26 protein-coding genes are annotated in these 26,428 nt (G+C 68.7%); 16 read left to right on the top strand and 10 right to left on the bottom strand.

The features are described 5' to 3' along the window. Positions 1 to 158 precede the first annotated feature (158 nt). Positions 159 to 1,274, bottom strand: a complete 1,116-nt coding sequence (dnaN, locus tag ACKI2N_RS00260; protein WP_020204199.1) for a DNA polymerase III subunit beta — start codon at positions 1,272 to 1,274, stop codon at positions 159 to 161. Positions 1,275 to 1,872: 598 nt separating this feature from the next. Then, positions 1,873 to 3,606 carry a chromosomal replication initiator protein DnaA gene (dnaA, locus tag ACKI2N_RS00255; protein ID WP_420995162.1) on the bottom strand — a complete coding sequence of 578 codons (1,734 nt, stop codon included), beginning with the start codon at positions 3,604 to 3,606 and terminating at the stop codon, positions 1,873 to 1,875. A 1,019-nt stretch (positions 3,607 to 4,625) separates the two neighbouring features. Between dnaA and rpmH the strand changes: the two genes are divergently transcribed. The 4 genes from rpmH to yidC all read left to right on the top strand — a co-directional run bounded on the left by rpmH (position 4,626) and on the right by yidC (position 7,360). Then, a complete protein-coding gene (rpmH, locus tag ACKI2N_RS00250; protein WP_006578231.1) occupies positions 4,626 to 4,760 on the top strand; it encodes a 50S ribosomal protein L34 in 135 nt (44 codons plus the stop codon). Between the two features lie 115 nt (positions 4,761 to 4,875). Beyond that, the gene (gene rnpA, locus ACKI2N_RS00245; protein WP_420995161.1) at positions 4,876 to 5,364 is read left to right on the top strand and encodes a ribonuclease P protein component; all 489 of its coding nucleotides are present in this window, start codon (positions 4,876 to 4,878) and stop codon (positions 5,362 to 5,364) included. Positions 5,365 to 5,370: 6 nt separating this feature from the next. Beyond that, the gene (gene yidD / locus ACKI2N_RS00240; protein WP_420995160.1) at positions 5,371 to 5,673 is read left to right on the top strand and encodes a membrane protein insertion efficiency factor YidD; all 303 of its coding nucleotides are present in this window, start codon (positions 5,371 to 5,373) and stop codon (positions 5,671 to 5,673) included. 22 nt (positions 5,674 to 5,695) lie between these two features. After that, positions 5,696 to 7,360, top strand: coding sequence for a membrane protein insertase YidC (gene yidC, locus ACKI2N_RS00235; protein ID WP_420995159.1), 1,665 nt, complete (start codon positions 5,696 to 5,698; stop codon positions 7,358 to 7,360). Between the two features lie 119 nt (positions 7,361 to 7,479). Here the strand turns inward: yidC and ACKI2N_RS00230 are convergent, their stop codons facing one another. Beyond that, positions 7,480 to 7,917: a PaaI family thioesterase gene (locus ACKI2N_RS00230; RefSeq protein WP_420995158.1), complete on the bottom strand. Its 438-nt coding sequence runs from the start codon at positions 7,915 to 7,917 to the stop codon at positions 7,480 to 7,482. Between the two features lie 266 nt (positions 7,918 to 8,183). Here ACKI2N_RS00230 and ACKI2N_RS00225 point away from each other — a divergent pair, with 266 nt between their 5' ends. Then, positions 8,184 to 9,122: a CHAD domain-containing protein gene (locus tag ACKI2N_RS00225; RefSeq protein WP_420995157.1), complete on the top strand. Its 939-nt coding sequence runs from the start codon at positions 8,184 to 8,186 to the stop codon at positions 9,120 to 9,122. A gap of 29 nt (positions 9,123 to 9,151) precedes the next feature. Here ACKI2N_RS00225 and ACKI2N_RS00220 read toward each other — a convergent pair whose 3' ends face one another. From ACKI2N_RS00220 to ACKI2N_RS00210, 3 genes are all read right to left on the bottom strand, one after another. Further along, the gene (locus ACKI2N_RS00220) at positions 9,152 to 9,934 is read right to left on the bottom strand and encodes a class II aldolase/adducin family protein (RefSeq protein ID WP_420995156.1); all 783 of its coding nucleotides are present in this window, start codon (positions 9,932 to 9,934) and stop codon (positions 9,152 to 9,154) included. 67 nt (positions 9,935 to 10,001) lie between these two features. Beyond that, entirely contained in the window at positions 10,002 to 10,394 is a 393-nt protein-coding gene (locus ACKI2N_RS00215; protein WP_420995155.1) for a RidA family protein, read from the bottom strand. Positions 10,395 to 10,406: 12 nt separating this feature from the next. Next, positions 10,407 to 11,387: an NAD(P)-dependent oxidoreductase gene (locus tag ACKI2N_RS00210; RefSeq protein WP_420995154.1), complete on the bottom strand. Its 981-nt coding sequence runs from the start codon at positions 11,385 to 11,387 to the stop codon at positions 10,407 to 10,409. A gap of 234 nt (positions 11,388 to 11,621) precedes the next feature. Here ACKI2N_RS00210 and ACKI2N_RS00205 point away from each other — a divergent pair, with 234 nt between their 5' ends. From ACKI2N_RS00205 to ACKI2N_RS00160, 10 genes are all read left to right on the top strand, one after another. Next, a complete protein-coding gene (locus tag ACKI2N_RS00205; RefSeq protein ID WP_420995153.1) occupies positions 11,622 to 12,599 on the top strand; it encodes a Bug family tripartite tricarboxylate transporter substrate binding protein in 978 nt (325 codons plus the stop codon). A gap of 225 nt (positions 12,600 to 12,824) precedes the next feature. Continuing rightward, positions 12,825 to 13,502, top strand: coding sequence for a GntR family transcriptional regulator (locus tag ACKI2N_RS00200; protein WP_420995151.1), 678 nt, complete (start codon positions 12,825 to 12,827; stop codon positions 13,500 to 13,502). A 119-nt stretch (positions 13,503 to 13,621) separates the two neighbouring features. After that, on the top strand, positions 13,622 to 15,049 hold the full coding sequence (mnmE, locus tag ACKI2N_RS00195) for a tRNA uridine-5-carboxymethylaminomethyl(34) synthesis GTPase MnmE (RefSeq protein ID WP_420995150.1): 1,428 nt from the start codon (positions 13,622 to 13,624) through the stop codon (positions 15,047 to 15,049). Positions 15,050 to 15,501: 452 nt separating this feature from the next. Continuing rightward, positions 15,502 to 16,257 carry a hypothetical protein gene (locus ACKI2N_RS00190; RefSeq protein ID WP_420995148.1) on the top strand — a complete coding sequence of 252 codons (756 nt, stop codon included), beginning with the start codon at positions 15,502 to 15,504 and terminating at the stop codon, positions 16,255 to 16,257. Between the two features lie 145 nt (positions 16,258 to 16,402). Continuing rightward, complete coding sequence (locus tag ACKI2N_RS00185) at positions 16,403 to 16,855, top strand: PA2169 family four-helix-bundle protein (protein ID WP_420995147.1); 453 nt, start codon at positions 16,403 to 16,405, stop codon at positions 16,853 to 16,855. A 118-nt stretch (positions 16,856 to 16,973) separates the two neighbouring features. Next, positions 16,974 to 17,393 carry a hypothetical protein gene (locus ACKI2N_RS00180; protein WP_420995146.1) on the top strand — a complete coding sequence of 140 codons (420 nt, stop codon included), beginning with the start codon at positions 16,974 to 16,976 and terminating at the stop codon, positions 17,391 to 17,393. Between the two features lie 260 nt (positions 17,394 to 17,653). Next, positions 17,654 to 18,244 carry an OB-fold putative lipoprotein gene (locus ACKI2N_RS00175; RefSeq protein WP_420995145.1) on the top strand — a complete coding sequence of 197 codons (591 nt, stop codon included), beginning with the start codon at positions 17,654 to 17,656 and terminating at the stop codon, positions 18,242 to 18,244. Between the two features lie 76 nt (positions 18,245 to 18,320). Continuing rightward, positions 18,321 to 18,521 carry a hypothetical protein gene (locus ACKI2N_RS00170; protein ID WP_420995144.1) on the top strand — a complete coding sequence of 67 codons (201 nt, stop codon included), beginning with the start codon at positions 18,321 to 18,323 and terminating at the stop codon, positions 18,519 to 18,521. A 245-nt stretch (positions 18,522 to 18,766) separates the two neighbouring features. Beyond that, positions 18,767 to 19,015, top strand: a complete 249-nt coding sequence (locus ACKI2N_RS00165) for a hypothetical protein (RefSeq protein ID WP_420995143.1) — start codon at positions 18,767 to 18,769, stop codon at positions 19,013 to 19,015. Positions 19,016 to 19,207: 192 nt separating this feature from the next. Continuing rightward, positions 19,208 to 19,735: an Sbal_3080 family lipoprotein gene (locus ACKI2N_RS00160; RefSeq protein WP_420995142.1), complete on the top strand. Its 528-nt coding sequence runs from the start codon at positions 19,208 to 19,210 to the stop codon at positions 19,733 to 19,735. Here the strand turns inward: ACKI2N_RS00160 and ACKI2N_RS00155 are convergent. From ACKI2N_RS00155 to ACKI2N_RS00140, 4 genes are all read right to left on the bottom strand, one after another. Further along, positions 19,722 to 21,689, bottom strand: coding sequence for a methyl-accepting chemotaxis protein (locus ACKI2N_RS00155; RefSeq protein WP_426990851.1), 1,968 nt, complete (start codon positions 21,687 to 21,689; stop codon positions 19,722 to 19,724). The genes ACKI2N_RS00160 and ACKI2N_RS00155 overlap by 14 nt on opposite strands. Positions 21,690 to 22,117: 428 nt before the next feature. Next, complete coding sequence (locus ACKI2N_RS00150) at positions 22,118 to 23,089, bottom strand: M14 family metallopeptidase (RefSeq protein ID WP_420995140.1); 972 nt, start codon at positions 23,087 to 23,089, stop codon at positions 22,118 to 22,120. Between the two features lie 127 nt (positions 23,090 to 23,216). Next, a complete protein-coding gene (locus ACKI2N_RS00145; RefSeq protein ID WP_420995139.1) occupies positions 23,217 to 24,185 on the bottom strand; it encodes a Bug family tripartite tricarboxylate transporter substrate binding protein in 969 nt (322 codons plus the stop codon). A 165-nt stretch (positions 24,186 to 24,350) separates the two neighbouring features. Next, positions 24,351 to 25,280: a LysR family transcriptional regulator gene (locus tag ACKI2N_RS00140; protein ID WP_420995138.1), complete on the bottom strand. Its 930-nt coding sequence runs from the start codon at positions 25,278 to 25,280 to the stop codon at positions 24,351 to 24,353. 122 nt (positions 25,281 to 25,402) lie between these two features. Between ACKI2N_RS00140 and ACKI2N_RS00135 the strand changes: the two genes are divergently transcribed. Further along, entirely contained in the window at positions 25,403 to 26,245 is an 843-nt protein-coding gene (locus tag ACKI2N_RS00135; RefSeq protein WP_420995137.1) for a MerR family transcriptional regulator, read from the top strand. Positions 26,246 to 26,428: the final 183 nt, after the last annotated feature.

The following is a 26,428-nucleotide window of genomic DNA, read 5'->3' as shown; positions in this document are numbered from 1 at the left end:
CATGGCGGGTTACATAAAAACGGCAAAAGGGGCGGATCGAGAGAATCCGGCCCCTGCGTGCTGCGGTGCGTCTTTCGCCTGCCGGGCGAGAGCCGTAGCCTGCCGTTCGATGTTCCGGTGTTGCGTATGTTGTTTTCCTTTTACCTTCTACCGGATCATCAGATACGCATCGGCATGACGACGTACTTGAAGTTGTCGTCTTCCGGCACGGTGATCAGCGCGCTCGAATTGGAGTCGCCGAGGCTGACCTGCACTTGCTCGCTCTTGAGGTTGGCAAGGACGTCGAGCAGGTAGGTCACGTTAAAGCCGATGTCGAGGGCGTCGCCCGAATAGTCGAGCTCCAGCTCTTCCTGCGCCTCCTCCTGGTCGGCGTTGGTGGAGCTGATCTTGAGCACGTGCGTATCGAGAATGCAGCGCACGCCCTTGAACTTGTCGGTGGTGAGGATGGCGGTGCGCTGCAGCGCCTGTTGCAGTTGCACGCGGTCGATGGCGAAGGCGTTCTTGTAGCCCTTCGGGATCACGCGCTGGAAGTCGGGGAACTTGCCTTCCACCAGCTTGGAAATCAGTTCGATGTTGGCGAAGGTGAACTTGACCTGGTTGGCGGCGAGCTGCACCTGCACGGGATCGTCGTTGTCTTCGAGCAGGCGTTGCAGCTCGAGGATGGTCTTGCGCGGGATGATGACTTCCTGGCGCGCGCCTTCGCCGGTGGCGGCGGTGTCCAGCTCCACGCCGCAGTAGGCCAGGCGGTGGCCGTCGGTGGCGACCGCCATGACCTTCTTGCCGTCCACCACCAGCAGCATGCCGTTGAGGTAGTAGCGGATGTCCTGCTGGGCCATGGCGAAGTGGACCATGGCGAGCAGGTGCTTGAAGGTCTTCTGCGGCAGGCTGACCGAGGCGCCGAACTCGCTGGCTTCGGCCACGGTGGGGAATTCCTCGGCGGCCAGGGTCTGCAGCGCGAAGCGGCTCTTGCCGGACTGCACGGTCATGCGCTTGTCGTTGAGCGACAGGGCGACTTCGCCGTCGGGCATGGCGCGCAGGATGTCGAGCAGCTTGCGGGCGGCCACGGTGGTGGCCACGCTGTCGCTGCCCACGCCGCATTCGGCGTGCGTGGTGATCTGGATCTCGATGTCGGTCGAGAGGAAGGAAACGCCCGCCCCGGACTTGCGAATCAGCAGGTTGGCCAGGATCGGGAGGGTGTGGCGGCGCTCCACGATGCCGCTCACGATTTGCAGCGGACGCAGCAGATTGTCTCGCGAGGTTTTGACCAATTGCATTGAATTTATCCTTCGTCGTTTGTAGTAAGCGACCGCGGGTTGCGCATACCCTCCCGGCGACTCCAAATTTACTTTGGAATCAAGGAGTTAATTTGCCATTGTACCAAGGATAAGCCGCTGCGGTGAAGCGGGAGAAGCGCGTTCGGAGGTAAAAATTGTGCGACATCGCGCACAATTCTGGGGCTTGCCCGGCCTTGTTCCGGCCGCGCCCTCCGCCCGCTCGTCCCGACTCACCGCAAAGCCTTAGCCCAGGCCGCTTTCGCGCCAATGACCGGCAACGCCCCGGCGATGCTTGCCGATTGATTCATGCGCCGGATTGTGCCCGGCGCGTACCCTACAGTATGCCAGCCCCGCGTGGCGGTTCTGGTAAATCCGTCCTTGCGGCACAAAGTGCCTGCCGCGTTGAAGACTGCGCACCAAAGAGCGATCGGTTTGCTCCCCTCTCCCACTTGTGGGAGAGGAGTTGGGGGAGAGGGCAAGCGCCTGCGCGAAGTGAGCGTATTCGTCCCTGCTGACGCCAGCCCTCTCCCCCGGCCCCTCTGCCGCGTGCGGGAGAGGGGAGAACACCTGCGCCGGCGTACCAGCACCTCGCCTCAACTCAACCCTTGAGCGTCTGCTCCAGCACGTGCAGTTCGTGGTTGAGCTGCGCGTCCTTGCTGCGTTCGTCGGCGATCTTGCGCACCGCGTGCAGCACGGTGGTGTGGTCGCGCCCGCCGAACAGCTCGCCGATTTCCGGCAGGCTCTTCTGCGTGAGCTCCTTGGCCAGGTACATGGCGATCTGGCGCGGCCGCGCGATGTTGGCGGGCCGCTTCTTGCTGTACATGTCCGCAACCTTGATGTTGTAGAAATCGGCGCAGGTCTTCTGGATGTTTTCCACGGAGATCTGGCGGTTCTGCACGGTCAGCAGGTCCTTCAGCGCTTCACGCGTGACATCGATGGTGATGTCCTTGCCGTGGAAGTTGGAGAAGGCCAGGATCTTGCGCAGCGCGCCTTCGAGCTCGCGCACGTTGGAGCGCAGGTGCTTGGCGACGAAGAAGGCGACTTCCTCGGGCACGCTCACGTTCTCGGCGGCGGCCTTCTTCATCAGGATGGCCACGCGCATTTCCAGCTCGGGCGGCTCGATGGCCACGGTCAGGCCGGAGTCGAAGCGCGAGATCAGGCGATCGTCGATGCCGCTGATTTCCTTGGGGTAGGTATCGCTGGTGATGATGACCTGGGCCCGGTTGGCGATCAGCGCCTCGAACGCGTAAAAGAACTCTTCCTGCGTGCGGTTCTTGCCCGAGAAGAATTGAATATCGTCGATCAGCAGCAGGTCCAGCGAGTGGTAGTAGCGCTTGAACTCGTCGAAGGCCTTGCGCTGGTACGCCTTGACCACGTCGGAGACGTACTGCTCGGCGTGGATGTAGCGGATGCGCGCGCGCGGGTTCTCCAGCAGCATGAAGTTGCCGATGGCGTGGATCAGGTGGGTCTTGCCCAGGCCCACGCCGCCGTAGAGATACAGCGGGTTGTACGACTTGCCCGGGTTGTTGGCCACCTGGATGGCGGCGGCGCGCGCGAGCTGGTTGGCCTTGCCGGTGACGAAGTTGTCGAACGTCAGGATCGGGTTCAGGCGCGAGCGCTCGTGCACCGTGTCGTTCTGCTGCTGGCCGCCCTGCGCGTTGCCGGGATGGCCGCCCGGGTGATTGCCGGGGTGGCCGCCCTGGCCGCCCTGCATGGGCTGCTGCGGCTGGGGCACGCGGTAGGAGCGGGCGCTGGCTTCGGCCGGGTCGAGCTGCGGCACGTCGATGTCGACCAGTTCGCCGACCATGCCGCCCATGCCGGCGCCCTGGCCCACGTGGCCCGGATGGGCCGCCTGGGCACCGGCGTAGTAGGGCGCCTGCGCGCCGCGCTGGCCGCCCTGGCCGGTCTGCGCCGGGGCGGCGCCCTGGTGCATCGGGTTGCCGTAGCCCGGCTGCATGCCGGGCTGGCCGAAGTTCTGCGACAGCGGCTGGCCGGTGGGATAGCCGGGGCCGGGCTGCTGCGGCGCCATGCCGGGCTGGCCCGCCTGGCCGCCTTGCGGGTAGCCGGCGGCGGCGCGGCCCGAGGCGGCGGGGTCGAGGACGAAGTGAACGCTGACGTTGGCCTCCCAGTACTCGCAGGCGAGCGCCGTGATGCGGCCGGAGAACTGGCTTTTCACCCAGTCGAGCTTGAAGCGGTTGGGCGCGGCAATGCGCAGCGCATGCGCTTCCTCGTCGAAGGCGACAGGCGCCAACGGCTTGATCCAGGTCTTGAACTGTTGCGGCGTCAGCTCGCGCTCGAGTTGCGCGGCTGCCGCCTGCCAGAAATCTTGCATTGTCTTGTTGTTCGGTGTTCGCCACGGGTTGCGCGGACAGTCCGGCCCGAAGGGCAGCCCCCAAAGGACGGCGGGCAGGGATCGGTGGTGCATCCCTGCCGGCAATCCGTTGAGTCCTGTATGCCCTTTGGCCTGATAAAGCGACCGCTCATCGCGGTCCGCAACTGACCCCGGCAAGCCCGGCTCCTCCTGGCGATCGAACGCGACGACCGACGCGGCGCGCGGCGCGGCAAGCGCAGCCGCCGGCGGGCATGGCGGCGAATGAGACGAGTTCGCCGCCGCCCGCTGCGCGTCCGTTGTCCGGCATGCCAGGGGTGAGTCCGGGGTTGCGCTTGCGCCACGCAGCCCGTGTGGTGTTTGGACCCGGATTGTACCCCCCGCCCTGAGTTATCCACAAAGGATAAGTCTGTGGATAAGTTGTGGAGATGCAGTGAATTGTTGTGCACAACCCCTTGTTTGGCGCGGGTTTCCGGGTAGGTGAAACCCCCGAAAATCCAATCCAAACAGAGACTTCGCTCTACTTTTGCCGCCCGGGCGCAGGCCCCGGATATAAAAAAACTTACCCACTGGCGATTGTGGACAATGAAATACAACAGCGGCCTGCGCATTTTTGAGGCAGGGGTGCCGCGCAAGTCTCTCGGCCATCTGGATCCTTGACACACCGCGCGAAAATCAGTTAAATGGCGGGTTCTGCGATGCGGCAGGGGATCACGTATGCGCATCGCCGGGTCTGACCTGTTCCGTGCAAGACCGGTTTCGTTTCACGCGGCTTTGGCCGGCTGGAGCGCACTGGAAATGGCTGGATTGGCCGGAACAGGCAGCGGGCCGAGCAGGCTTCCCGAACCTGCGTCGCGAGCGCCGACATCGTCGGCACGCGAGATACCACGGCCGGCGGCAAGACAATCACCGCAGTCGGCAAGACCGCATCCGCGGCAGCCCAAGCGAACCATACGCGGCGGCCACGGCGCCCCGGCTCACGCCGGAGGCCGGGCGAGCCAAGATCAACCAGAGAGTGCAACATGAAACGTACCTACCAACCTTCCGTTACCCGCCGCAAGCGCACCCATGGTTTCCGCGTGCGCATGAAGACCCGCGGCGGCCGTGCCGTCATCAACGCTCGTCGCGCCAAGGGCCGCAAGCGCCTGGCAGTCTAAGGGCCTGGCGACCGGCCATGAGGGCGCCCAGCGCGCCGTCGTGGCCAACCGCCTCGCCTTTCGGATGGCCGGGAGCCCGCAGCCAGGTGCAGCTTTACCGCTAGCTTTGCCCAGCGTGCCTACCCATGCCTACCCCAAAGCCGCGAGGCTCACAAAGACGGATGAGTTTTCATCCGTTTTTGCTTTGCGCCCGCGCCGGCGCAGCCAGCACTTCGTGCTGTATGTGGGCGAGAACGGCCTGCCGCAAGCGCGCCTCGGCGTGGTGGTGGGCAAGAAGTTCGCGGCGCGCGCCGCCGAGCGCAACATGGTGAAGCGCATGGTGCGGGAACTGTTCCGCCATCGGCAGGACCAACTCGCGGGCCGCGATGTGCTGCTGCGCCTGCAGGCCAGGTTTCCGCGTGCGGAATTTGCCAGCCGCAGCGCCATCCGCCGGGTCTGCCTGGCGGAGCTGACCGGTTTGTTCGAGGTAGCGGTGCGGCCGCTCGCGCCGCGTTCCGCAACGCCTGCAACGCCCGCATCTTCCGCTGCGTCTCCCGCCGCCCCGTCCGTCGCGCCTCCCGGGGTGTCGCCGCCGAAGTCCGCGCCTTCCGGCACCCCAGCCTGACCCGCCATGAAGCGAATCCTGCTAGCCCTGCTGCGCATCTACAAGATCGCCCTGAGCCCGTTCTTCGGCTCGCAGTGCCGCTTCCTGCCCACCTGTTCCGACTACGCCCGCGAGGCGATCCTGCGCCACGGCGCGGGCCGCGGCAGTTGGATGGCCGCCTGCCGGCTATGCCGTTGCCATCCGTTCACGGATGGCGGGTATGATCCGGTGCCGCCGGCAGCAGAAGCGCCGGCAGCATCAACAAAGCAAGACCGGGCATCCGCCGCGGCCGGCCCGGCGCCGGTCACGATCCGGCTACCCCGCCCCTGATTTCCCCCGACCACAGCGAGACATGGATATCAAACGCACCATACTCTGGGTCATCTTCTCGATGGCCCTCGTGCTGCTCTACGACAACTGGCAGCGCGCCAACGGTCATCAGTCGATGTTCTTCCCGAGCGCGACCCAGCAGGCTGCCCCGGCGGCCGGCGGCGCTTCGGCGGCGCAAGGCGACGTGCCCAAGGCCAACGCGGCGGCCGGCGCCACCGCCGGCGCGCCGGCCACCGCGCCCGCCGCCGCCGTGCAGCCGGCCGGCGAGAAGATCGTGGTGAGCACCGACGTGATGCGTGCCACCATCGACACCGCCGGCGGCATCCTCACGCGCCTGGAGCTGCTGAACCAGCACGAGAAGGACGGCCAGCCCGTGGTGCTGTTCGAGCGCGACGCGACCCGCACCTATCTGGCGCGCTCCGGCCTGACCGGCGGCGACATGCCCAACCACACCACGGTGTTCGCCGCCTCGCCCGGTCCGCGCGACCTGGCCGGCTCGGACAAGGTGGAGGTGACGCTGACCGGTGAGAAGGACGGCGTGAAGCTGGCCAAGACGTACATCTTCCACAAGGGCAGCTATGTGGTGGACACGCGCTTCGCGGTGACCAACGACAGCGGCAAGCCGGTCTCGCCGACGCTGTACCTGGAACTGACGCGCGACGGCAGCAAGGTCGAGCAGTCGCAGTTCTACAGCACCTTCACCGGCCCGGCCATCTACACCGACGCCGACAAGTACCACAAGATCACCTTCGACGACATCGGCAAGGGCAAGGCCAGCGTGCCGGCGGCCACCAGCAGCGGCTGGGTGGCGATGGTGCAGCATTACTTTGCCTCGGCCTGGATCCCGCAGGCCGGCAAGGAGCACAGCTTCTACGTCGAGAAGATCGACAACAACCTGTTCCGCGTGGGCGTGCAGCAGCCGCTGGGCCAGATCGCCCCGGGCGCCACGGTGACCACCGATGCGCGCCTGTTCGCCGGCCCGCAGGAAGAGCGCATGCTCGAGAAGATCACCCCGGGCCTGGAGCTGGTGAAGGACTACGGCTGGCTGACCATCCTGGCCAAGCCGATCTTCTGGCTGCTGGAGAAGATCCACGGCATCCTGGGCAACTGGGGCTGGTCGATCATCGCGCTGACGGTGCTGATCAAGCTGGTGTTCTTCCCGCTGTCGGCGGCGAGCTACAAGTCCATGGGCAAGATGAAGGACCTGCAGCCGCGCATGACCGCGATGCGCGAGCGCTACAAGGGCGATCCGCAGAAGATGAACCAGGAGATGATGGCGCTGTACCGCACCGAGAAGGTCAACCCGCTCGGCGGCTGCCTGCCCATCGTGATCCAGATCCCGGTGTTCATCGCGCTGTACTGGGTGCTGCTGTCGTCGGTGGAAATGCGCGGCGCGCCGTGGCTGGGCTGGATCCACGACCTGTCGGTGCCGGATCCGTTCTACATCCTGCCGGTGCTGATGGCCGTGTCGATGTTCGTGCAGACCAAGCTGAACCCGACCCCGCCGGACCCCGTGCAGGCCAAGGTCATGATGATCATGCCGCTGGTGTTCTCGTTCATGTTCTTCTTCTTCCCGGCCGGCCTGGTGATGTACTGGGTGACCAACAACGTCCTGTCGATCGCCCAGCAATGGCAGATCAACCGGATGCTCGGCAAGGGCAAGGCGGCCGCGGCCGCCAAGGCCTGAGGCGCGAAAGCAAGGAAGTGACTCCGGCCGGCGGGTGGCAAACCCGCCGGCCCAGGCAAAAAGCCCGGCGCATGCGCCGGGCTTTTTTTGCGCTCCCGGCGCCCCGGAAAAACCGCCGCTCAGGCCAGGTCGAGCACGCTCATGGTGGCGTTGAAGCGGCTCACCAGCACGGCCTCGCCATGCACGCTGGCGAACACGTCGGCCTCCACCACGATGATGGCGCGGCCGGACTTGAGCACGTCGGCGCGGCAGGTCAGGCGGTCGCTGCGCGCGGCCCTGAGCAGGTTGATCTTGAATTCGGCGGTGACCACGTGGCGCCCGGTGTCGAGCATGGTGGTGGCGGCCGCGCCGGCGGTGTGGTCGGCGATGGTGGCCTGCACGCCGGCATGCACCACGCCGCCATGCTGCAGGTGCCGCGGCGCGACCAGCAGCTCGCTCTCGCACCAGCCGGGCCCGCAATCGGCCAGGCGGATGCCCACGTCCATGACGAAGGCCGCGTCACGGAAGCCGGCCTCGATGGTGTCCCGCAGCAAACGCCGTTCTTGTTCGGTGGACATGCGCCTCTCCTTGTCGGGATCGAAGCAGTGGAGCCGGCGCGCGTTGCCTGGGGCCGGCGTGGGGCTGGCTGCATTGCAACCCTTCGCACATCCGCTGTCAATCGGGCACCGGCAGGAGCGGGCATGATGCCGGACGCGGCAGTCGCGCCTGCCGGGTGGAGGGGTGAAGGGGTGGAGGGGTCGAGGGTGCGGCGCTGCCGCCACAATCGCCTACACTGGTTTGTAACGTCCCGACCACGCCGTGCCGGCAGCACGGAGCCCACGCCATGCGCGCAGCCGCGAATCCCAGTCAGCTCAAGCCCGGCATGCGGGCCATCGACGCCTTTGTCGCGCTCGCCGGCCCCGACCTGCTGGCCATCGACGAATGCCTGGATGCGCTCAACCGGCGCGACCATCCCGAGGACGTGCACGCGCTGCGCGTGGCGGTGCGCCACCTGCGCGCGCTGTGCTGGACCTTCAAGCCGGCGCTGCCCCCGGCCGTGGCCAGGCGCTGGGGCGACTGCCTGCGCGCGCTGGCGCACGCCGCCAGCGCGGTGCGCGACTGGGACGTGTTCGTCATGGAGACCCTGCAGCCCGCGCTGGACTACGAGCCCGACGAGCCGATGCTGCTCGGGCTGCTGGACAGCGCGGCGACGCGCCGCCACTTCGCGCGCGAATCGATGCTGGCGCGCCTGGCGGAAATCCGCCACTGGCCGCTGCCGGTGCTGCGCCGCGACCTGGGCCACCTGGCCGCCGGCGCCGGGCGCCACGGCGCGGCCGCCGCGCGGCGCCGGCTCAAGGCCTTCGCGCGCCAGCGCGTGCGGCGCGGGCGCGAGCGGGTGCGGGAGCTGGCGCGGCAAGTCGAGGCGGAGAACGGCCAGGACGTGGCGAGCGTGCATCGCTGGCGCATCGGCGGCAAGCGCCTGCGCTATGCGATCGAGGCGCTGGCGCCGGTGCTGCCGGCGCGCTACGCCAAGCGGCTGCGCCGCAAGCTGGTCAAGCGGCAGGGCGACCTGGGCAGCGTGGTGGACGCGGCGGTAGCGCGCCGGCTGATGGGCGAATGCCTGGCGATGATGGAAAAAAGCGCCGCGCAGGACAGCGACGGCGCGGCGCCCGGGCAGCACGGCGCGCCACGGCCGGAAGACGTGCAGGTCATGCGGCCGGCGCGCCGCGCGGCCCGGCGGCCGGCTCCGAAGCGGCGCGCCGCCGCGGCGAAGCCGGACTGAGCCTGCGGCCGCGCCGCGGCCGGCGGGGTTCAGCAGCGGTAATCGCCGCCGTCCCGGTCCAGCAGGCGCAGCAGCGCCGTCCACTCGCGGTCCAGGTGCACGGTGTCCAGGTAGGCATAGTCGTCGTGCTGCCTGGCGGCGTGCTCGCACACCGCCGCCGACGGCAGGATCACCTTCTGTCCCATCGACAGCGTCTGCACCTGGATCTCGCAGGCGCGGTTCAGGTAGAACATGCGCGTGAAGGCCTCGGCCACCGAGCGGCCCGTGGTCAGCAGGCCGTGGTTGCGCAGGATCATGTAGTGCGCCTTGCCCATCGAGGCCACGATGCGCTCGCGCTCGTCCAGGTCCAGCGAGATGCCTTCGTAGTCGTGGTACGCCACGCGGTCGTAGAACTGCATGCTGATCTGGTTCAGCGGCAGCAGGCCGCATTCCAGCGCGGCGACGGCCATGCCGGCGTCGGTATGCAGGTGCACCACGCACTCCACGTCCGGGCGGCTCTGGTGCAGCGCGCTGTGGATGGTGAAGCCGGCGGCGTTGACCTCGAAGCGGTCGTCGCCCACCGGGCTGCCGGCGGTGTCGATCTTGACCAGGCTGGACGCGGTGATCTCGTCGAAGAACCAGCCGTGCGGGTTGATCAGGAACTGGTCGTGGCGGCCCGGCACGCGTACCGAGATATGCGTGTAGATCAGGTCGGTCAGCTTGAACCTGGCGGCCAGGCGGTAGGCGGCGGCGAGCTGCACGCGCACGGCCCATTCCTCGTCGCCGATGTTGCGCGGCTTGCGGTTGCGGTGCGGGTCGGTGGTGGAAATCATGGCGAGGCGTTCCGGTTTGGCGTTGGTGGGGGGCCGATGGCGGGTGGCGATGGCGGGTGGCGATGGCTTACGGCAGCAGCGCCGTGACCACGATCTCCACGCGGTACGCGGGATCGGCCAGCTCCACCTTGCCGCAGCAGCGCGTGGGCGTGTGGCCGGGCACCACCCAGGCGTCCCACACGGTGTTGAAGCCGTCGTAGTCCTGCATGCTGGCCAGCCAGATCTGCGCGGTCAGCGCGCGGCTCTTGTCGGTGCCGGCCTGGGCCAGCAGGTCGTCCACCTTGGCCAGCGCCTCGCGGGTCTGCGCGGCGATGTCGCCGGCCTTGCCGTCGGCCACCTGGCCGGCCAGGTACACCACGCCGCCGGCCACCACCGCGCGGCTGCGGCGGTGATTCTGGTCCAGGCGCTCGATGTCGGCGTTGGCGTGAGAAATGGCGCCCGGTGCGATCGATAGGGACATGTCCGTTCTCCTTCAGGCGGCCACGATGCGGCGGCAGTGCTGCAGCGCGGCTTCGATCAGGTTGTTGTTGGCTTCCGGCGTGCGGAAGGCGGAGTGGGCCGACAGCGTGACGTTGGGCAGCGTGGTCAGCACGTGGCCCGCGGGCATCGGCTCGACGGTGAACACGTCCAGGCCGGCGTGGGCGAGCTTGCCGCTTTGCAGCGCCGCCACCATCGCGTCTTCGTCGACCAGCGCGCCGCGCGCGGTGTTGATCAGGATGGCGCCGTCGCGCATCGCGCCGATGCGCCCGGCCGACAGGAAGTTGCGCGTTTCGTCGGTGAGCAGCAGGTGCAGCGAGACCACGTCGCTGCGCGCCAGCAGTTCCTCCAGCGCCACGAATTCCACGCCCTCGTGCTGCCTGGGCGTGCGGTTCCACGCCAGCACGCGCATGCCCGCGCCGCGCGCCAGCCGCGCCAGTTCCTGCGCGATGCCGCCAAAGCCGATCAGGCCGATGGTCTTGCCGGTGAGCTGCACCGCATCCGAGCGCAGCCAGTTGCCGGCGCGCATCTCGCGGTCCATGCGCGCGAAGCCCTTGGCCGCCGCCCACATCAGCGAGAAGGCGCATTCGGCCACGGCCGTGTCGCCATAGCCCTTGATGGTATGCACGGTGATGCCGAGCTCGGCCAGTTCCTCCGGATTCATGTAGCTGCGCGCGCCGGTGCCGAGGAACACCACGTGCTTGAGGCCCGCGCACTGGCGCGCGATCTCCGTGGGCACATGGGTGTGGTCGACGATGGCGATGGGCGCGCCGGCCAGCACGGCCGGCAGTTGCGCCGGCGTGATGTCCGGCTGGCGGTTGACCGTCAGCGGCAGGTCGTCGGCGCGGTGCAGGCGCAAAGACACTTCGGCCAGCGTGGGATTGGCGTCCACGAACAGGGCACGCCACGCACCATTATCGGGAGCCGGCTTGTCCGCGGAAACCGCGGCGGCGGCGGCTGAGGTATGCAAAGTCATTGCTGATACTCCGAAAGAAGGAAAAGACAGGACCGGAAAAGACCGGCGGAAAGGCAATCCAAAATGGTGCATTAAATGGCGCCAAAACGTGCACGCATCTTAGCGCTTTACAGAATTCAGATCAATATATAAAGTCTGTATACAGACCTGAGCACCGGCATGCGGCCACATCCGACCGAGCCGTTGCAGGGCCATGGCAGTCCCGACTTGGATCCCTTTTTCGGAGTAACAGACATGAAGATGCGCCGGCTCATCTCGATCCTGGCAATGGTTGCAGGGGCTGCCGCGGCCCAGGACAAGCCATGGCCGAGCGGTACCATCACCTTCGTCAGCGGCTTCCCCGGGGGGGCGGCGACCGACATCTACGCCCGCAAGCTGGGCACCGAGCTGGGCCGCGAATTCGACGTGCCGTTTATCTCGGACAACCGCCCCGGCGCCGGCGGCAATATCGCCTCGGCCCTGGTGGCACAGGCCAGGCCGGACGGTTATACCTTCCTGCTCGGCACCGCCGGCACGCATGCCATTAATCCGTCGCTATATTCGAAATTGCCGTTCAATGTGATGACGGATTTCTCGCGGATTGCATTATTGGGGACGCTGCCGAATATCCTCCTGATTAACCCGGAGAAACACCCGGAAATCAAGACCTGCCAGGATCTGCTGGAGCTGGCCAGGAAGCACCCCGGCCAGCTGAACTACGCTTCCACCGGCAACGGCGCCTCCGGCCACCTGGCCGCCGCGCAGTTCGCCAGTGCCTCGCACACCACCTATACCCATGTGCCCTATCGCGGGCAGGGACCGGCCATGACCGCGCTGCTGTCCGGCGAGGTGGATTTCTTCTTCAACCAGAGCTCGCCCAGCCTGGGCCCGATCCAGTCCGGCAAGGTGCGCGCGCTGGCGGTGACCTCGCCGCAGCGCATCAGCGTGCTGCCCGACGTGCCCACCGCCGCCGAGGCCTGCAAGCTGCCCGGTTTCGAGAGCACCACCTGGTACGGCCTGTTCGGCCCGGCGGGCCTGCCGCCGGCGATCCAGAGCAAGATGTCGGCGGCCGTGCTGAAGACCATCAACACCGACAGCTTCCGCCAGTGGCTGGTCAGCCAGGCCATCGCTCCGATCAAGGACGGCGGCCCCGAAGCCTTCAAGCGCACCCAGGAAGCCGACCTGCGCTCGTGGGCCAGGATCGTCAAGGAATCCGGCGCGCACATCGACTGACGGCGCGCGGGTAGCCGCCCCACCGCCTGCGCCGCCCGCCACGCCCCGGCCGGCGCGCTTCGCTGCATGCCGGGATGTATCGCGGCGTGTATGGCCACGTTGCATGGCCCTGTGTATACGCCCCTGTGGGCAGGCGGCGGCTTCGGGTATATTGCTACCGTTTTTGGCGCCCGGCCCCGGGCCGGCGCGCCGGCATGGCAATCAGACATCAAGGATTCAGTGATCGTGGCTTCCGCAAACGTGGCAACGGACAGCGTCGTCGAGCAGGTCTATGACAAGTTGAAGCGCATGAGCGTGGGCTATGACTTCAAGCCCGGCGAGCGCCTCAACGAAGGCGTGCTGGCCAGCGCGCTGGGCGTCAGCCGCACGCCGCTGCGCGAGGCCCTGACCCGGCTCACCACCGAAGGGCTGCTGCGTTTCTCGCCGGGCAAGGGCTTCTTCTGCCGCGACCTCGACGTGCAGGAAGTGTTCTCGCTGTACGAAATGCGCAAGATCGTGGAGATCGAAGCGCTGCGCCTGTCGCTCGAGCGCGCCAAGGACGAAGACATCGACGCGCTGCTGGCCTTCCTCGACAACACCGGCCCCGAGCCCGGCGACCGCACGGTGGAAGAACTGGTGCGCCTGGACGAAACCTTCCACGAAGGGCTGATGGCCATGTCCGGCAACGTGGAAATGTTGCGCGTGCTGAAGAACATCAACGCGCGCATCCGCTTCGTGCGCTGGATCGACATGGAGCGCTGCGACCGCCGCAAGAGCCAGAACGAGCACCGCGAGATCCTGCTGGGCCTGAAGGCGCGCGACGCCGAGCGCTGCCTGCCCATCCTCGGCAAGCACATCAACCGCCGCTACGACGAGATCTCGTCCGCGCTCAAGGAAGGCTACGCGCAGATCTACATGAGCTGAAGCGGGGCGGCGGCCGAATGGCGAAATGGCGAAGCTCCGCGGCGCCAGGTCGCCCATCCGGCACCCGCATGACGCAGCGCGCAGTGTTGCCGGCGGATTCCTCTGCCACAATACCGCTCATGACCTCTGCCCTTACCCCCATCGTCGCCATCGCCACCGCGCCCGGACGCGGCGGCATCGGCGTGGTGCGCGTGTCCGGCCCCGACGTCGGCGCTGTCATGCGCGCGCTCTGCGGCCAGGCGCTCAAGCCGCGCCACGCCACCTACCTGCCGTTCCTCGACGCGCACGGCAGGGCCATCGACCACGGCCTCGCGCTCTACTTCCCCGCGCCGCATTCCTACACCGGCGAGGAAGTGCTCGAACTGCAAGGCCATGGCGGCCCGGTGGTCATGCAGATGCTGCTGGCGCGCTGCCTCGAAGCGGGCCGCGAAACCGGCCTGCGCCTGGCCGAGCCCGGCGAGTTCACGCGCCGCGCCTTCCTCAACGACAAGCTCGACCTGGCCCAGGCCGAAGCCGTGGCCGACCTGATCGAGGCCAGCACCGAGGCCGCCGCGCGCTCGGCCGCGCGCTCGATGGAAGGCGCGTTCTCGCAGGCCATCCACGCGCTGGTCGAGCAGGTCATCCACCTGCGCATGCTGGTGGAAGCCACGCTCGACTTCCCCGAAGAAGAAATCGACTTCCTCGAAGCCTCCAACGCGCGCGGCCAGCTCGCCGCCATCCGCGCAGCGCTGTGCGGCGTGCTGGCGCAAGCCAGGCAGGGCTCGCTGCTGCGCGAAGGCCTGTCCGTGGTGCTGGCGGGGCAGCCCAACGTCGGCAAGTCGTCGCTGCTCAACGCGCTGGCCGGCGCCGAGCTGGCCATCGTCACGCCCATCCCCGGCACCACGCGCGACCGCGTGCGCGAGACCATCCAGATCGAAGGCATCCCGCTGCATATCGTCGACACCGCTGGCCTGCGCGAGGACGCGGCCGACGAAGTCGAACGCATCGGCATCGAGCGCACCTGGGAAGCCGTGCGCCGCGCCGACCTCGTGCTGCACCTGGTGGACGCCGCCGATTACGTCGAACACGGCCTGTCCGAGATCGACGACGCCATCGACGACCGCCTCAGCGGCCACCTGCCGCCGGGCTCGCCGATCCTGCGCGTGGTCAACAAGATCGACCTCGCCCCCGCCGTGGGCGACCAGCACTTCGGCGCCAACCGCCCCCACGTGGTGGCCGCCAACGGCCCCAACCCGGCCGAGGTCTGGATCTCCGCGCGCACCGGCGCCGGCATCGACCTGCTGCGCGGCCAGCTGCTGCGCCTGGTCGGCTGGCAATCCGGCAACGAAGGCACCTTCCTCGCGCGCGAACGCCACCTCACCGCGCTGCGCAACGCGCAGTCCCACCTCGACCTCGCCGCCGAACGCGCCGACCAGCAAGCGCAGGCGCTCGACCTGTTCGCCGAAGAACTGCGCCTGGCGCAAGATCACCTCAACAGCATCACGGGCGAGTTCACCAGCGATGATTTGCTGGGGACGATTTTTACGCGGTTCTGCATCGGGAAGTGACCGCCGCGCCGTACTCGTAATCCAGATACTCGTTGTAGTCACTGTAGTCAGGCCTTCCATGGCGCCGTCGCCCCGGCGACCGCCTTGGGCTTCATGGCCTGCTTCCAACAGCCAGTGCGCCGGCCGCATCCCAGTCCGCCCCCAAGAAATTTCCGCATCCCCTTTGCATCCTCTCGGACTCCTTCCGGAGAACTCCCTGTGGGATGCCACCGTCGGTTCGATCCGGGTGCGCGCGCCGTTGTAAATGTGACACGCAACTTGTGAAGATTTGGCGGCTTCGCAAGTAACTTTGTCCGTTCGATGTCGGCCCGAAGCCATAGATTCGAATCACGAGATCTGGGGCAGCCTGCCGCGTGCCGGAGGGACCGGCGACGGCAATGGCCATCCGTGGCTTGCCGTCCGTGGCTGGCTCCGCCCCGCTCCCGGCCTGTGCACAAGCGGAGCTACACGCAATGCGTGACCACGACATCGAAACGCAGCCGCCCCGGCTGCAGATATTCGAGAATGTCGTTCCGGGGCAGTTGCTCGAGGAGATGAATGCGACGCTCGATGCCTGCCGGCAATCGTGGCGGCCGGCGGATGGCCGGCGCGCCACGGACACCGCGGCGCGCTTTGCCGAACTGCTGCGGCGGCACGCTCCTTTCCAGGTAGCGGAGCGGCAGGCCTGCGCGCGCTCGCGGCAGGGCGCGCGAGAGGCGGGATGGGACATCGGCCGCGGCCCGCCGCTGTATGTGCTGCGCTGTGTCAACGGCAGCCTGCGCGGGCAGAGCCATCTGCGGCACTACGACTCGCATATCCTGACGCTGCTGATTCCGCTGCAGCAGGCGGCGCCGACCCGCGAGAACGGCGACCTGATCATCTATCGCCACCGGCGGGACACCGTTGCGGCATGGAAGAACGTGATCACGAAGGTCCGGCTGATCCTGCTGCGTTCGCTGCCGTTCGCCATCCGCCGGGCGCTGACCTTCCGCCACCTCGCACTGGGCCTGTGCGACCGCATCGCGTGCGTGCCGGGCAATCTCTACGTCTTCAACGGCTTCGTCACGCTGCATGCCAATCTTCACGTCGAGTCCGGCGAGCGCCGCTCGCTCATCTTCCACTACTATGACCCCGGTCTCACCGCGGGCCTGAGCCACGTGCCGCGCGCCTGGCGCACGCTCAGGGACCGGCTGCTCGATGCGATCCAGCCGGTGCGGTCCGGCGACTGAGCGGCGCGCATGGCGTGCCGCCGCCGGTGCGGTCCGGCATGCGCTCCCGTACCTATACTGGAACTGCCTCCGCGCGTAGCGTCACGCGCCGGCGCTGGTGTACGCGCGGATCCACATCGGCCCGGACCCAGGCAAGGAGAACGTCATGACCAATGCGCAAGGACATCTCGTCGGCACCCTGAACCACCTGATCGAGGTCGGCAAGGACGGCGAACTGAGCTGCACGACCGGCGCCCGCGAAGTGCACAACCCCGAGATACGCGCCGTCCTGACCGGCACCGCGGAAACCTGCCGCGCCTCGGTGATGGAGCTGCAGGCGCTGGTGACCTCGCTCGGGGCGGAGCCGCGCGACCGCGGCAGCATGGGCGGCACGCTGCACCGCGGCTGGATGGAGGTGCTGCACGTGATCGCGCCGCATAACGACGACGCCGTGCTGCAACTGTGCGAGCGCGACGAGGAAGCCGCCAGGCGGGAATACCAGTCGGCCCTGACCCAGGACATGCCAACCGAGGTACGCGCGGTGGTGCAGCGCCAGTACGACGGCATGCAGTGGCATCACCAGCGGATCCACGCCATGCGCGGCATGCAGGTCCACTGACCCGCGCCGGCGGCGGGCAGCGACGGCCGCCGCGCCGCCGGGGACGGCCGCGCGGTGAAACGCAATGCAAGACCCGGCAGGGGCTACAATGGGCCGTTTCAGCGAACGAGCCTCTGCCATGTCCGATTATCCGCGTTACACCCTCAATCGCTCGCTCGTCATCCTGGTGCCCCAGCAGCCGTTTTTCGACTGGATCATGGCCGTGGACACCGACCCGGTTCCCTCGCTCACGCTCGAGAACGTGCGCGAGGACCAGAGTACCTTCCTGGTGCCGGACGAAGTCTCCAACGCCGCGCAGGCCGTGCAATGGGTGGAAGAGCGCTGGCGCGCCTTCTTCGAGTTCATGCTGGGCGAGTGGTTCGAGGAATCGGTCTGGCCCCAGGGCCTGACGCTCGAGCAGTTCCGCGCATGGTTCACCGTGCAGCACCACTCCACCGTGTTCGACATGGCGCTGGACTTCGGCATCGAGCATGAGGACTGGGAAGCCGAGGAAGAAGAGGAAGACGACAGCGAATCCGGGCTGCACCGCCTGCACTGAGGCCGGCGCCGCCGTCCGGGCAGCGCAGCCTGCCCGGCCCGCACGGCCAGCGCCATGCCTGTGGACAAGTCTGTGGAGAAGACCGAACAACTCTGTGGGCAAAGCTGTGGGCAAGGTTGTGGGAAACTGCCTTGCGGCGCCGTGGCGGCCGCCACGGCGGCTGCGTTGCCCACCCGTGCCGGCCTGCCGTGCCCGCCCTTCCTGACCGTCCTTCTTGCCCGCCCTTCTTGCCCGCCCCTCTTTACCGCAGGAAACCCCGGATGTTGAACCGTACCCAGAAAACCCTCATCGGCGTCGTCGCCGTGGCCGTGCTCGCCATGCTGTGGCTGACCGGCAACCATGAGCAGCAACTGCTGGAGCCGAGCGCGGCGGACACCGCCGCCGACGCATCCGCCGCCGCGGCGGCGGCGGCCGAGCCCGCCAGCATGGCGCGCGGCGTGCCGCGCAACGGCACGCTCGACCCGATCAGCATCGACCCCGCGCGCTCCACCGACGTGCTGCCGCAATATCAGGCAGACACGCTGGTGGACGACTACCAGGACAATCCCGGCGCGGCGGACGACCGCTATCGCGGCCAGTATTTCATCGTCGAAGGCGTGGCCAGCGGCGTGCGGCGCGAGGGCGGCGACAACGTGTTCCTCGACATCCGCTCGAACAGCCCGGCGCTGGTGGTGCGCGCCAGGCTGCTGCCGCAGCAGATCTGCGGGCCGGCCGGGCGCACCTGCGAGGTGGAGGCGCGCGCCACCATGGTCAGGCGCGGCCAGAAGGTGGCAGTGGAGTGCACCGGCGCGGGCCAGCTGGACGGCTCGCCCATCCTGGAAGGCTGCCTGGTGCGCGGTGGCGCCAACTGAACCACGACTGAACCACCCTACTTTTTGCCGATTCGTCTCCGACTCGCCGCTTCGCCGTCCATCTCCCGGCTTCCGCATGCAAACCCTGCTCTCCGTCCTCGCCCTGACCATCCTCATCGTGACCGCGGTCGGGCTGGTGTCGCCGCCGTTCATCAGCAATGCCTTCCTCAAGGGGCGCCCGGTCGGCCGCCTGCAGATCCTGCTGGTCGGCGTTTTCCTGGCCGCCATCTGCCTGGTGGCGGTCGGCAGCCTCGCCACGCCGCCGGCGGCCGGCTGAGCGGCACCCGCGCCACTTCGATTCCGCGTCGGCCCGGATCTGCCAAGCTTGCGCCACTCGCGCGGGCGGGAAAATGCCGCCCGCGATACTTGTAGGACTCATCCCACAGGAGGATCGGCGCGGCGTCGATGATGGCGCGCGGCGGCGCTGTGTATCTTTCCATCACGATACGAACGACAACGAGGCGACAACCGCCGCGCGTCCCGCCCCCCCCCCGGGCCGGAGCGCGAGCCGGGCCGAACATCATGATGGAACGACTTATCCCGGGCAGCATGACCGCGCCGCACGCCCAGGCACTGGCCAGCATCCTCGCCATCACGCGCCGCGAGTGGCGGGTGGTGGAGCCCGCCGCCGATGCGCAGCGGCAACTCCGCGACAGCCACGCCGAGGCCCGTCCCCGCCTGCGCCGCCGCGACCAGCTTGCCCGCCGCGCCGCGCGCGCGTTCGAGGCGCAGGTGATGGCGCTGCGCTGCCGCCAGGCCTTCGTGGCCTGACGCACCCCGCCCAGCCGGATTCTCCAAGGGTACTTCCCCCTCTTCGCCAGCCGGTCCCGGCTGGCCTTTTTTCTGGCTGGCGGGCCGTTTTTCCTGCTCTGTTCCACCGATTGACGGCGCCGCAACCCGCCTAAAGTTGGCGGGCGCGCGTGCCGAGAGCATGCGCCTACCCGCCATGCGCCCAGGAACATCATGAAAAAAGCATTGCTAGCCGCCAGCCTAGGCCTGCTGGCCACCGGCTGCGCCACCTACCAGGCGGTCGTGCCGGTCGACCGCGGCGACCGTATCGCCTCCATGCAGCCGGCCGACGGCACGCTGTTCTGCGTGATCACCAACCAGTCGAGCGGCAACGCCTACCTGGGCGCGATGCGCGAGTCCCTCGAGGCGCGCGGCTTCGAATTCAAGCAGCTCGCGCCGGGCTCGTCGGTGGCGGCCTGCCCTTATACCGCCACCTACTACGCGCAGCGACAGTCGTACTGGCGCGATTTCCTCAGCTCGCTGGACATCGTGGTCTACATCAACGGCGAGCGCGCCGGCCAGGCGAAATACGACGCGCTGCGCAGCGCCGGCGGCATCAACCTGAGCGACCTGATCCCGCCCGGGCAGAAGATCGAGGAAGTGGTGGAGCAGCTCCTGCCCGGCATGCGGGCCAGGCCGGCTGCCGCCGGCGCCGCTCCGGCAACCCCCGCGGCCCCGGCCGCGCCCGCTACGCCAGCCTGAACACCTCCACCGCCTGACGCAGTTCCTGCGCCTGCTGGTGCAGGCTCTGCGCGGCCGCCGCCGCCTGCTCGACCAGCGCGGCGTTCTGCTGGGTGGCGTCGTCCATCTCGTTGACGGCGCCGTTGACCAGCGCGATGCCCTGCGCCTGCTCGCGCGAGGCGACCGTGATGTCGCCCATCAGCGCGGCAATGCCTTCCACGCGGCGCACGATGTCCTCGATGGCGGCGCCGGCCTGCTGCACCGCCTCGTTGCCGGCCCGCACGTCGGCCACGGTGCGCTGGATCAGGGTCTTGATCTCGCCCGCGGCGCCGGCGCTGCGCTGCGCCAGCCCGCGCACCTCGCCCGCCACCACCGCGAAGCCGCGCCCGTGCTCGCCCGCGCGGGCCGCTTCCACCGCCGCGTTGAGCGCGAGGATGTTGGTCTGGAACGCGATGCTGTCGATCATGCCGATGATGTCCACCACCTTCTGCGCGTTGCCGTGGATGCCGGCCATGGTGCCGACCACGCGCGCCACCGTGGCGCCGCCCGTGCGCGCGGCCTCGGCGGCGCTGCGCACGGCCTCGTTGGCATCGTGGGCGCTGTCGGCGTTCTGCTTCACGGTGGCCGAGAGCTCGTCGATGCTGGACACGGTGCGCTCCAGGCTGCCCGCCTGCGCGGCCGTGCGGGCCGACAGGTCGGCGTTGCCGCTGGCGATCTGGCTGGTGCTGCCGGCGATGGCCGCCGCGCTCGCGCGCACGGTGCCGACGAGGCCGGACAAGCCCTGGCCCACGCCGTCGATGGCGCGCAGCAGCCGGCCCATCTCGTCCTGCCGCGTGCTCGCCACGCGCGTGCCGAGGTCGCCGCCGGCGATGCGCGCCGCGGCCTGGGCGGCGGTGCCCAGCGGCACGCTGACCATGCGCCGCAGCAGCCACCAGAAACCGGCCGACACCACCAGTGCCAGCGCCACGCCGGCCAGCAGGAAGCGGTTGCGGCTGGCCGCCAGCCCGGCCCGCAGCGACTGCACGGGCACCGAGCCGGCGATGACCCATTGCCAGTCCGGATAGGTGGTGAAGGCCGTCACGCGCTCCACCGCCGGGTTGTTGCCCAGCGCCACGGTGTGCGTCATCACGCCGTTCTTGCCGGCGATCATGTCGCGCACCCACGCCTTGCCGCCGGCATCGGCCGCGTCCAGGATCACGCTGCCTTCGGTGGCGCCGCGGCCGACCATCAGGCGGCCCTGGTCGGGGCCGGGGCGCGCGTCGATCACCATGAATTCGCCGTCGCCGCCGACCTGCTTGCGGCGGATGCGGTTCTTCAGCATGGCCAGCTCGGCATTGACGTTGACGCCGACGAACAGCGCCCCCACCACGCGGCCGGCGGCGTCGCGCACCGGCTCGTACTTGCTCATGTACGGCTTGCCGAACAGCCACGCCAGCGCGCGGTAGGCGCGGCCGGACATCACCGCGGCGTAGGCCGGATGCGCGCGGTCCAGCACGGTGCCCACGGCGCGCTCGCCGCCCTGCATCTTCAGCGAGGTGGCGATGCGCACGAAGTCCTCGCCGCTGCGCGCGAACACCGTGGCCGCGGCGCCGCCGGTGGTGGCCTGGAAGCTGTCGGGGATGGCGAAGTTGCCGTTGAGCGTGACCTCGCCGCTCTTGAAGCGCGGCGTGGCCTTGCCGGCCACCTCCACGGTATCGGCCGCGTCCAGCGTGTAGGGGCCGGGCACCTGCGCGGCGAAGCTGAGCATGAAGCGGTCGGACTCCTGCAGCATGGTGTCGTCGAGCTGGCCCACCAGTTCGCGCAGGGTGTCGGCTTCGGCCACGATGGCGGTGCGCGCCTGCGCCTCGAGCAGGTCCATGCTGCTGGCCGACAAGGCCAGCGCATAGGCGCCGAATACCGCCAGCTGCACCAGCAGCACCACGGCGGCGATGCGGGTGCCGATGCTCCAGGCGCCGGGATGCAGCCGCGCGCGCAGCGAACGCACGGCGGCCGGCCCGGAGCGGCCCGGGCGGCCCGGGCGGCCCGGGCGGCCGGAGGGGCCCGGGGAGCCCGGCGGCTTGCCGGAAGACGACGGCGAGGAAGAGTGCGAGGACCGCGCAGCGGGAGGCGCCAGAGACGGCGCCGCAGATTGGACAATGGCAGTTGAACGCAAGACCAGCTCCGTCAATGAGTGCCATGCGCCACCTGGCGCACGGGCGGCGCGCGCTCTGCGGCGCGTCGCCATTGCGGAGGTTTACGGCCGGCCCGGTGCGGCCTTGACTGCCGGGCGGTGAATTCGCCTAGAAGTGCTGCTCTAGCTTGCTTGCGGTGCGGCCAGCGCCTCGTTGTGGTGCACCTTGCCGCGCGTCCTGCCTCGAAGCATGGCCGCGCGGCCGGCCGGCCAGCCGATCGACGGTCGACCGGTCAGCCCACCAGTTGCCCCAGCCGCACCACGGTCACGCCGGGGCGCAGCTGGCGCAGCGACGGCATCACCAGCACGCAGTCCGGGTAAGGCGTCACCACCGGCTCGCCGTCGCGCCAGCCGATCACGGTGCCGGCCTCGGGGAAGGTCTCCAGGCCGGTGTACGGGCCGGCGAAGCGGAAGTCCATGCTCGCGGCCACCACCGGCTCGGTCACGCGTACCACCCGCTGCGGCTGCAGCGGCTGCAGCCAGCCGGCGGGCACGTCGGCGGCATCGACGATGCCGGCGTTGAGCAGGAAACGCGCGGTGCTGTCCCTGGCCACGCCCACGGAGGCGGTTTCCCAGTGCTGGCCGCATTCGATCAGCAGCGCGTTCTTCGCGCTGGCGGCGTCGCCGAAGCCTTCGTAGTCGCGCATGCGGCGGCCTTCCGGATGGCCTTCGTCGACGATCACGTTGGCCGGCGCGCCGACCGCGCGCGCCAGTTCGATGCCCTTGTCGAGCGGGCCGGAGACGATCAGCGGCAGGCTCTTCTCGTGCATCGAGTGCAGGTCCAGCAGCAGGTCCACGGTGTCGATCACCGGGCGCATGGCGCGCGCGCGGCGCAGCTCGGAAGAATCGCGGGCGGTGTCGTCGAGCACCGCGGCGGTCCACACGCGGTTGAAGTCCTGGTCCACGTAGCGCGAGGCGTCGGGCCTGGCCGCGTCGAAGCTGTGATACGCGTCCACGTTGGCGAAAGCCAGCGTCAGGCGGCCGCGGCGCGGGCGCAGGCCCGCATCCAGCAGCGCCTTGACGGTGATCGCGCCGCACACTTCGTTGCCGTGCGTGAGCGCATTGATCATCACGTGCGGGCCGGGCACGCCGCTGTCGAAGGTGTGCACATAGGACACGCCCGCGTTGCCGGCGGCGTAGGGACGGATGTCGGGGAATTCGACCTCGACCGGGTAGGCGTCGAAGGTGGGGGCTTGGGTATGCATGTGTGTGGGGTGGCAGCTTGCCTGTTTGAGCGGGGATCCTGGCGGCCGGAAATCCGGGCGCCGCTGGCAGCAAGCAAATGGTACGCCTGCCGCCCGTCCTTTACCGCTGTCGTCGTGGTCGTTAGCTTTACTCGTGGATGCCGGCGGTCTGCACGATGGCCTTGTACTTGGCGGTCTCGCGCTTGACGAAGGCGGCGAACTGCGCCGGGCCGCCGGGCGCCACTTCCACGCCGGCCTCGGCCAGCTTTTTCTTCACGTCGGGCAGCGCCAGCACGGCCTGCATCTCGGCGTTGAGGCGCTCGGTGACCCCGTGCGGCGTGCCGGCCGGCGCCATCAGGCCGAACCACACGCCCATGTCCACGCCCTTGAGCGCGCTGCTCTCGGCCAGCGCGGGCACGTTCGGCGCCACCTGGGCGCGGCGCGGCTCGGTCACGCCATAGGCCTTGACGCGGCCGGCCTGGATATGGGGCAGGGCGGACGACAGCACCATCACGGCCAGGTCGATCTGGCCGCCGAGCAGGTCGGTGGACATGGCCGACGCCCCCTTGTAGGGCACGTGCGTGATGTTGACCTTGCCCTGCTGCTTGATGAGCTCGCCCGCCAGGTTCAGCGGCGTGCCCACGCCGGACGAGGCGTAGGCCAGCTTGCCCGGCTGCGCCCGCGCCAGCGCGATCAGCTCGTCGGCATTCTTCGCCGGCAGCGCCAGCTTGCCCACCAGCACCATCGGCTGCGTGCCGACGAAGGTGACCGGCGCCAGGTCGCGCTCGCCGTCGTAGCGCACGGCGGGATTGGTCAGGCGCGCGATCGAGACCTCGCTGCCCGAGCCCATCAGCAGCGTGTAGCCGTCCGGATCGGCCTTGACCACCTTGGCCGCGCCGATGGTGCCGCCGGCGCCGCCCAGGTTTTCGATCACCACGCTCTGGCCCAGGCGCTTGCCCAGCTCCGGCGCGATGGTGCGCGCCACCAGGTCGACGCTGCCGCCGGCGGTGTAGCCCACCACCAGCGAGATCGGCTTGGCGGGCCAGCCCGCCGCGCCGGCGGCGCCGGCAAGCAGGCACAAGGACGCGGCGGCGGCCGCGCGCAGCAGTTTGTTCATGGCTCTCTTCCTTCGTGGATCGTGGTTTCGTGGCTTCGCCGGGATGCGGACATGGCGATATGCGGCGATCTTAGAGAGCGGGCGGGCGCAGCAACGTGCGGCTTTGGCAACGGCGCTTGCCGATTCGGCAACCGCATCGGCCAGCGCGCGCGGGCGAAGGAGAAGCTAGGCGGCGACGGCGGCGCGCCAGAACGCCTCGGCCAGCGGGCGCATGGCCGCGCGCGCGCGGTAAAGCAGGATCTGCATGGCCAGGTCGGACTCGCCGCCGGCCTCCAGCCCCGCGCGCACGAGGCGCCCGGCGCGCAGGTCGTCGGCGACCAGCCGCGCCGGCAGCCAGGCCAGGCCCATGCGCTGGCGCACCATCTCGTGCACCGACTCGGGAAAGTCGCTGACGGCGATCACATCGAGCCGGCTGGCCAGCCGGCGCCGCGCGATCTCCCCATTGACCATGCGGCCCAGCGTGAGCGTCTCGGCATACGCGATCATCGGCACCGGCGCGCGCTGGCCGCGCGCGAGCAGCTTGAACTGCGGGCCGCCGCCATCCATTGCCGCGCTCACGCAGACCAGCCGTTCCTCCCCGGCCAGGTGGCACAGGTAGCGCGCGCCGTCGAGCGTCACCGGCTGCTCGGGCGAGTTGTAGCAGAGCAGGAAGTCGGCATCGCCCTCGGTGAACATGGCCAGCGCGTCGTGCGTGGGAAAGGTGGACAGGCGCGTGCGGAAGCCCGCCGCCACCGGATCGTTGCGCAGCGCCTGGCGCAGCGCCGCCAGCCAGGCCGGCACCATCGAGCGCGCCAGCGTCTTGCCGGTGGCGATCACCACCGTGCTGGCGTCGGCGCGGCGCGCGGCGCGCAGCGACAGGCGCGTCTCGTCCAGCGTGCGCAGCGCGCTCTGGGCCGCTTCGAGAAACTGGCGGCCTTCGTCGGTCAGGCGCACCGGGAACACGCTGCGGTCGATCAGCGGCGCGCCGGCCCACACTTCCAGCGCCTGCATGCGCCGCCCGAACGCCGGCGGCGTGACGTTGCGCAGCTCGGCCGCGCGCGCGAGGCTGCCGGCCTGGGCCAGGCACACGAAATCCTCGAGCCAGCGGATATGCATGGGAAGGTGCGGTGGGGGTTGACGAAGGGCCGCGCCGGGTCCGGCGCCGCGGACATTGTAGCGGCATGGAAGCGCCCCGCGGGGCCATACGGGCGCAGCATGACTCGGGTAGAATTTTTGCCATGGCCCTCTTCAAGCGCAGCGCCGCGCCGACCTCGCCGTCGGCCGCGCCATCCCCCAGTTCCTCGCCCGGCGGCACGCCGGCCGAGTACACCATCGACGAACTGGCCCGCGCGGCCGGCACCACGGTGCGCAACGTGCGCTCCTACCAGGACCGCGGCCTGATCGACCCGCCCGAGCGGCGCGGGCGCGTCGGCATCTACACGCAGACCCACCTGGGCCGCCTGCGCCTGATCAACCACCTGCTGGCGCGCGGCTATACGCTCAACAATATCCAGGAGCTGCTCAAGGCCATCGTCGAAGGCCACGACCTGCGCTCCATCCTCGGCCTGGAATCCGCCATCGCCAGTCCGTGGACCGACGAAGTGCCGCGCCACTATTCCTACCTCGCGCTGGCCAAGCTGTTCGGCCGCGCGGTATCGCGCCCCGCGCTGGCCAAGGCCATCGCGCTCGGGCTGCTGGAACCGGACGGCATGGGCTACCTCGCGCGCAGCCCGCGCACGCTGGCCGCCGGCGCCGAAATCGCGCGCGCGGGCTTCCCGGTCGAAGACGTGCTCGCCATCATCGAGCACGCGCGCGGCCATTTCGAGGCGGTGTCAGACCGCATCGTGGCGATGGTGGTGCGCGAGCTGGACCGCTTCGGCGAAGGCAAGCTGCCACCGCCGCAGGACGTGCCGCGGCTGGTGGATATCCTCTGGCGCATCCGCCCGCTGGCGATGGTGGCGGTGGAAGCGGAGATGATGCGGGCGCTGGAGTTGTCAGCGAACAAGTATCTTGGCGATCGGGTGGCGGCGATTATTGAGCATTTGCATGATGGGGAGGGGGAAGGGGAGGGGGGAGCCTGAACGGCTGGGCTTTTTTGGGTTATGTTGTTGGCTTTTCTGGTAAAGTATTTAAATACACTTTCAAAGCTTTAAAATCCTTAAAAGCTTAAAGTCAACATCAAAGTCAAAATCTTTAAAATCAAAGTCAAAGGCTTTCGCTCCCCCGGAGCGACCTACTTTCTTTTTTCCGAAAAGAAAGTAGGC

Source organism: Cupriavidus sp. 30B13 (assembly GCF_049059565.2).
GTDB lineage: Bacteria > Pseudomonadota > Gammaproteobacteria > Burkholderiales > Burkholderiaceae > Cupriavidus.
This window is presented reverse-complemented; position numbering and strand designations above follow the sequence as displayed.

Excerpts from the sequence above, each read along its gene's own strand:
- dnaN (WP_020204199.1), bottom strand. The coding sequence starts at position 1,274 with ATGCAATTGGTCAAAACCTCGCGAGACAATCTGCTGCGTCCGCTGCAA.
- dnaA (WP_420995162.1), bottom strand. The coding sequence starts at position 3,606 with ATGCAAGATTTCTGGCAGGCGGCAGCCGCGCAACTCGAGCGCGAGCTG.
- rpmH (WP_006578231.1), top strand. The coding sequence starts at position 4,626 with ATGAAACGTACCTACCAACCTTCCGTTACCCGCCGCAAGCGCACCCAT.
- yidD (WP_420995160.1), top strand. The coding sequence starts at position 5,371 with ATGAAGCGAATCCTGCTAGCCCTGCTGCGCATCTACAAGATCGCCCTG.
- yidC (WP_420995159.1), top strand. The coding sequence starts at position 5,696 with ATGGATATCAAACGCACCATACTCTGGGTCATCTTCTCGATGGCCCTC.
- ACKI2N_RS00230 (WP_420995158.1), bottom strand. The coding sequence starts at position 7,917 with ATGTCCACCGAACAAGAACGGCGTTTGCTGCGGGACACCATCGAGGCC.
- ACKI2N_RS00225 (WP_420995157.1), top strand. The coding sequence starts at position 8,184 with ATGCGCGCAGCCGCGAATCCCAGTCAGCTCAAGCCCGGCATGCGGGCC.
- ACKI2N_RS00220 (WP_420995156.1), bottom strand. The coding sequence starts at position 9,934 with ATGATTTCCACCACCGACCCGCACCGCAACCGCAAGCCGCGCAACATC.
- ACKI2N_RS00215 (WP_420995155.1), bottom strand. The coding sequence starts at position 10,394 with ATGTCCCTATCGATCGCACCGGGCGCCATTTCTCACGCCAACGCCGAC.
- ACKI2N_RS00210 (WP_420995154.1), bottom strand. The coding sequence starts at position 11,387 with ATGACTTTGCATACCTCAGCCGCCGCCGCCGCGGTTTCCGCGGACAAG.
- ACKI2N_RS00205 (WP_420995153.1), top strand. The coding sequence starts at position 11,622 with ATGAAGATGCGCCGGCTCATCTCGATCCTGGCAATGGTTGCAGGGGCT.
- mnmE (WP_420995150.1), top strand. The coding sequence starts at position 13,622 with ATGACCTCTGCCCTTACCCCCATCGTCGCCATCGCCACCGCGCCCGGA.
- ACKI2N_RS00190 (WP_420995148.1), top strand. The coding sequence starts at position 15,502 with ATGCGTGACCACGACATCGAAACGCAGCCGCCCCGGCTGCAGATATTC.
- ACKI2N_RS00185 (WP_420995147.1), top strand. The coding sequence starts at position 16,403 with ATGACCAATGCGCAAGGACATCTCGTCGGCACCCTGAACCACCTGATC.
- ACKI2N_RS00180 (WP_420995146.1), top strand. The coding sequence starts at position 16,974 with ATGTCCGATTATCCGCGTTACACCCTCAATCGCTCGCTCGTCATCCTG.
- ACKI2N_RS00175 (WP_420995145.1), top strand. The coding sequence starts at position 17,654 with ATGTTGAACCGTACCCAGAAAACCCTCATCGGCGTCGTCGCCGTGGCC.
- ACKI2N_RS00170 (WP_420995144.1), top strand. The coding sequence starts at position 18,321 with ATGCAAACCCTGCTCTCCGTCCTCGCCCTGACCATCCTCATCGTGACC.
- ACKI2N_RS00165 (WP_420995143.1), top strand. The coding sequence starts at position 18,767 with ATGATGGAACGACTTATCCCGGGCAGCATGACCGCGCCGCACGCCCAG.
- ACKI2N_RS00160 (WP_420995142.1), top strand. The coding sequence starts at position 19,208 with ATGAAAAAAGCATTGCTAGCCGCCAGCCTAGGCCTGCTGGCCACCGGC.
- ACKI2N_RS00150 (WP_420995140.1), bottom strand. The coding sequence starts at position 23,089 with ATGCATACCCAAGCCCCCACCTTCGACGCCTACCCGGTCGAGGTCGAA.
- ACKI2N_RS00145 (WP_420995139.1), bottom strand. The coding sequence starts at position 24,185 with ATGAACAAACTGCTGCGCGCGGCCGCCGCCGCGTCCTTGTGCCTGCTT.
- ACKI2N_RS00140 (WP_420995138.1), bottom strand. The coding sequence starts at position 25,280 with ATGCATATCCGCTGGCTCGAGGATTTCGTGTGCCTGGCCCAGGCCGGC.
- ACKI2N_RS00135 (WP_420995137.1), top strand. The coding sequence starts at position 25,403 with ATGGCCCTCTTCAAGCGCAGCGCCGCGCCGACCTCGCCGTCGGCCGCG.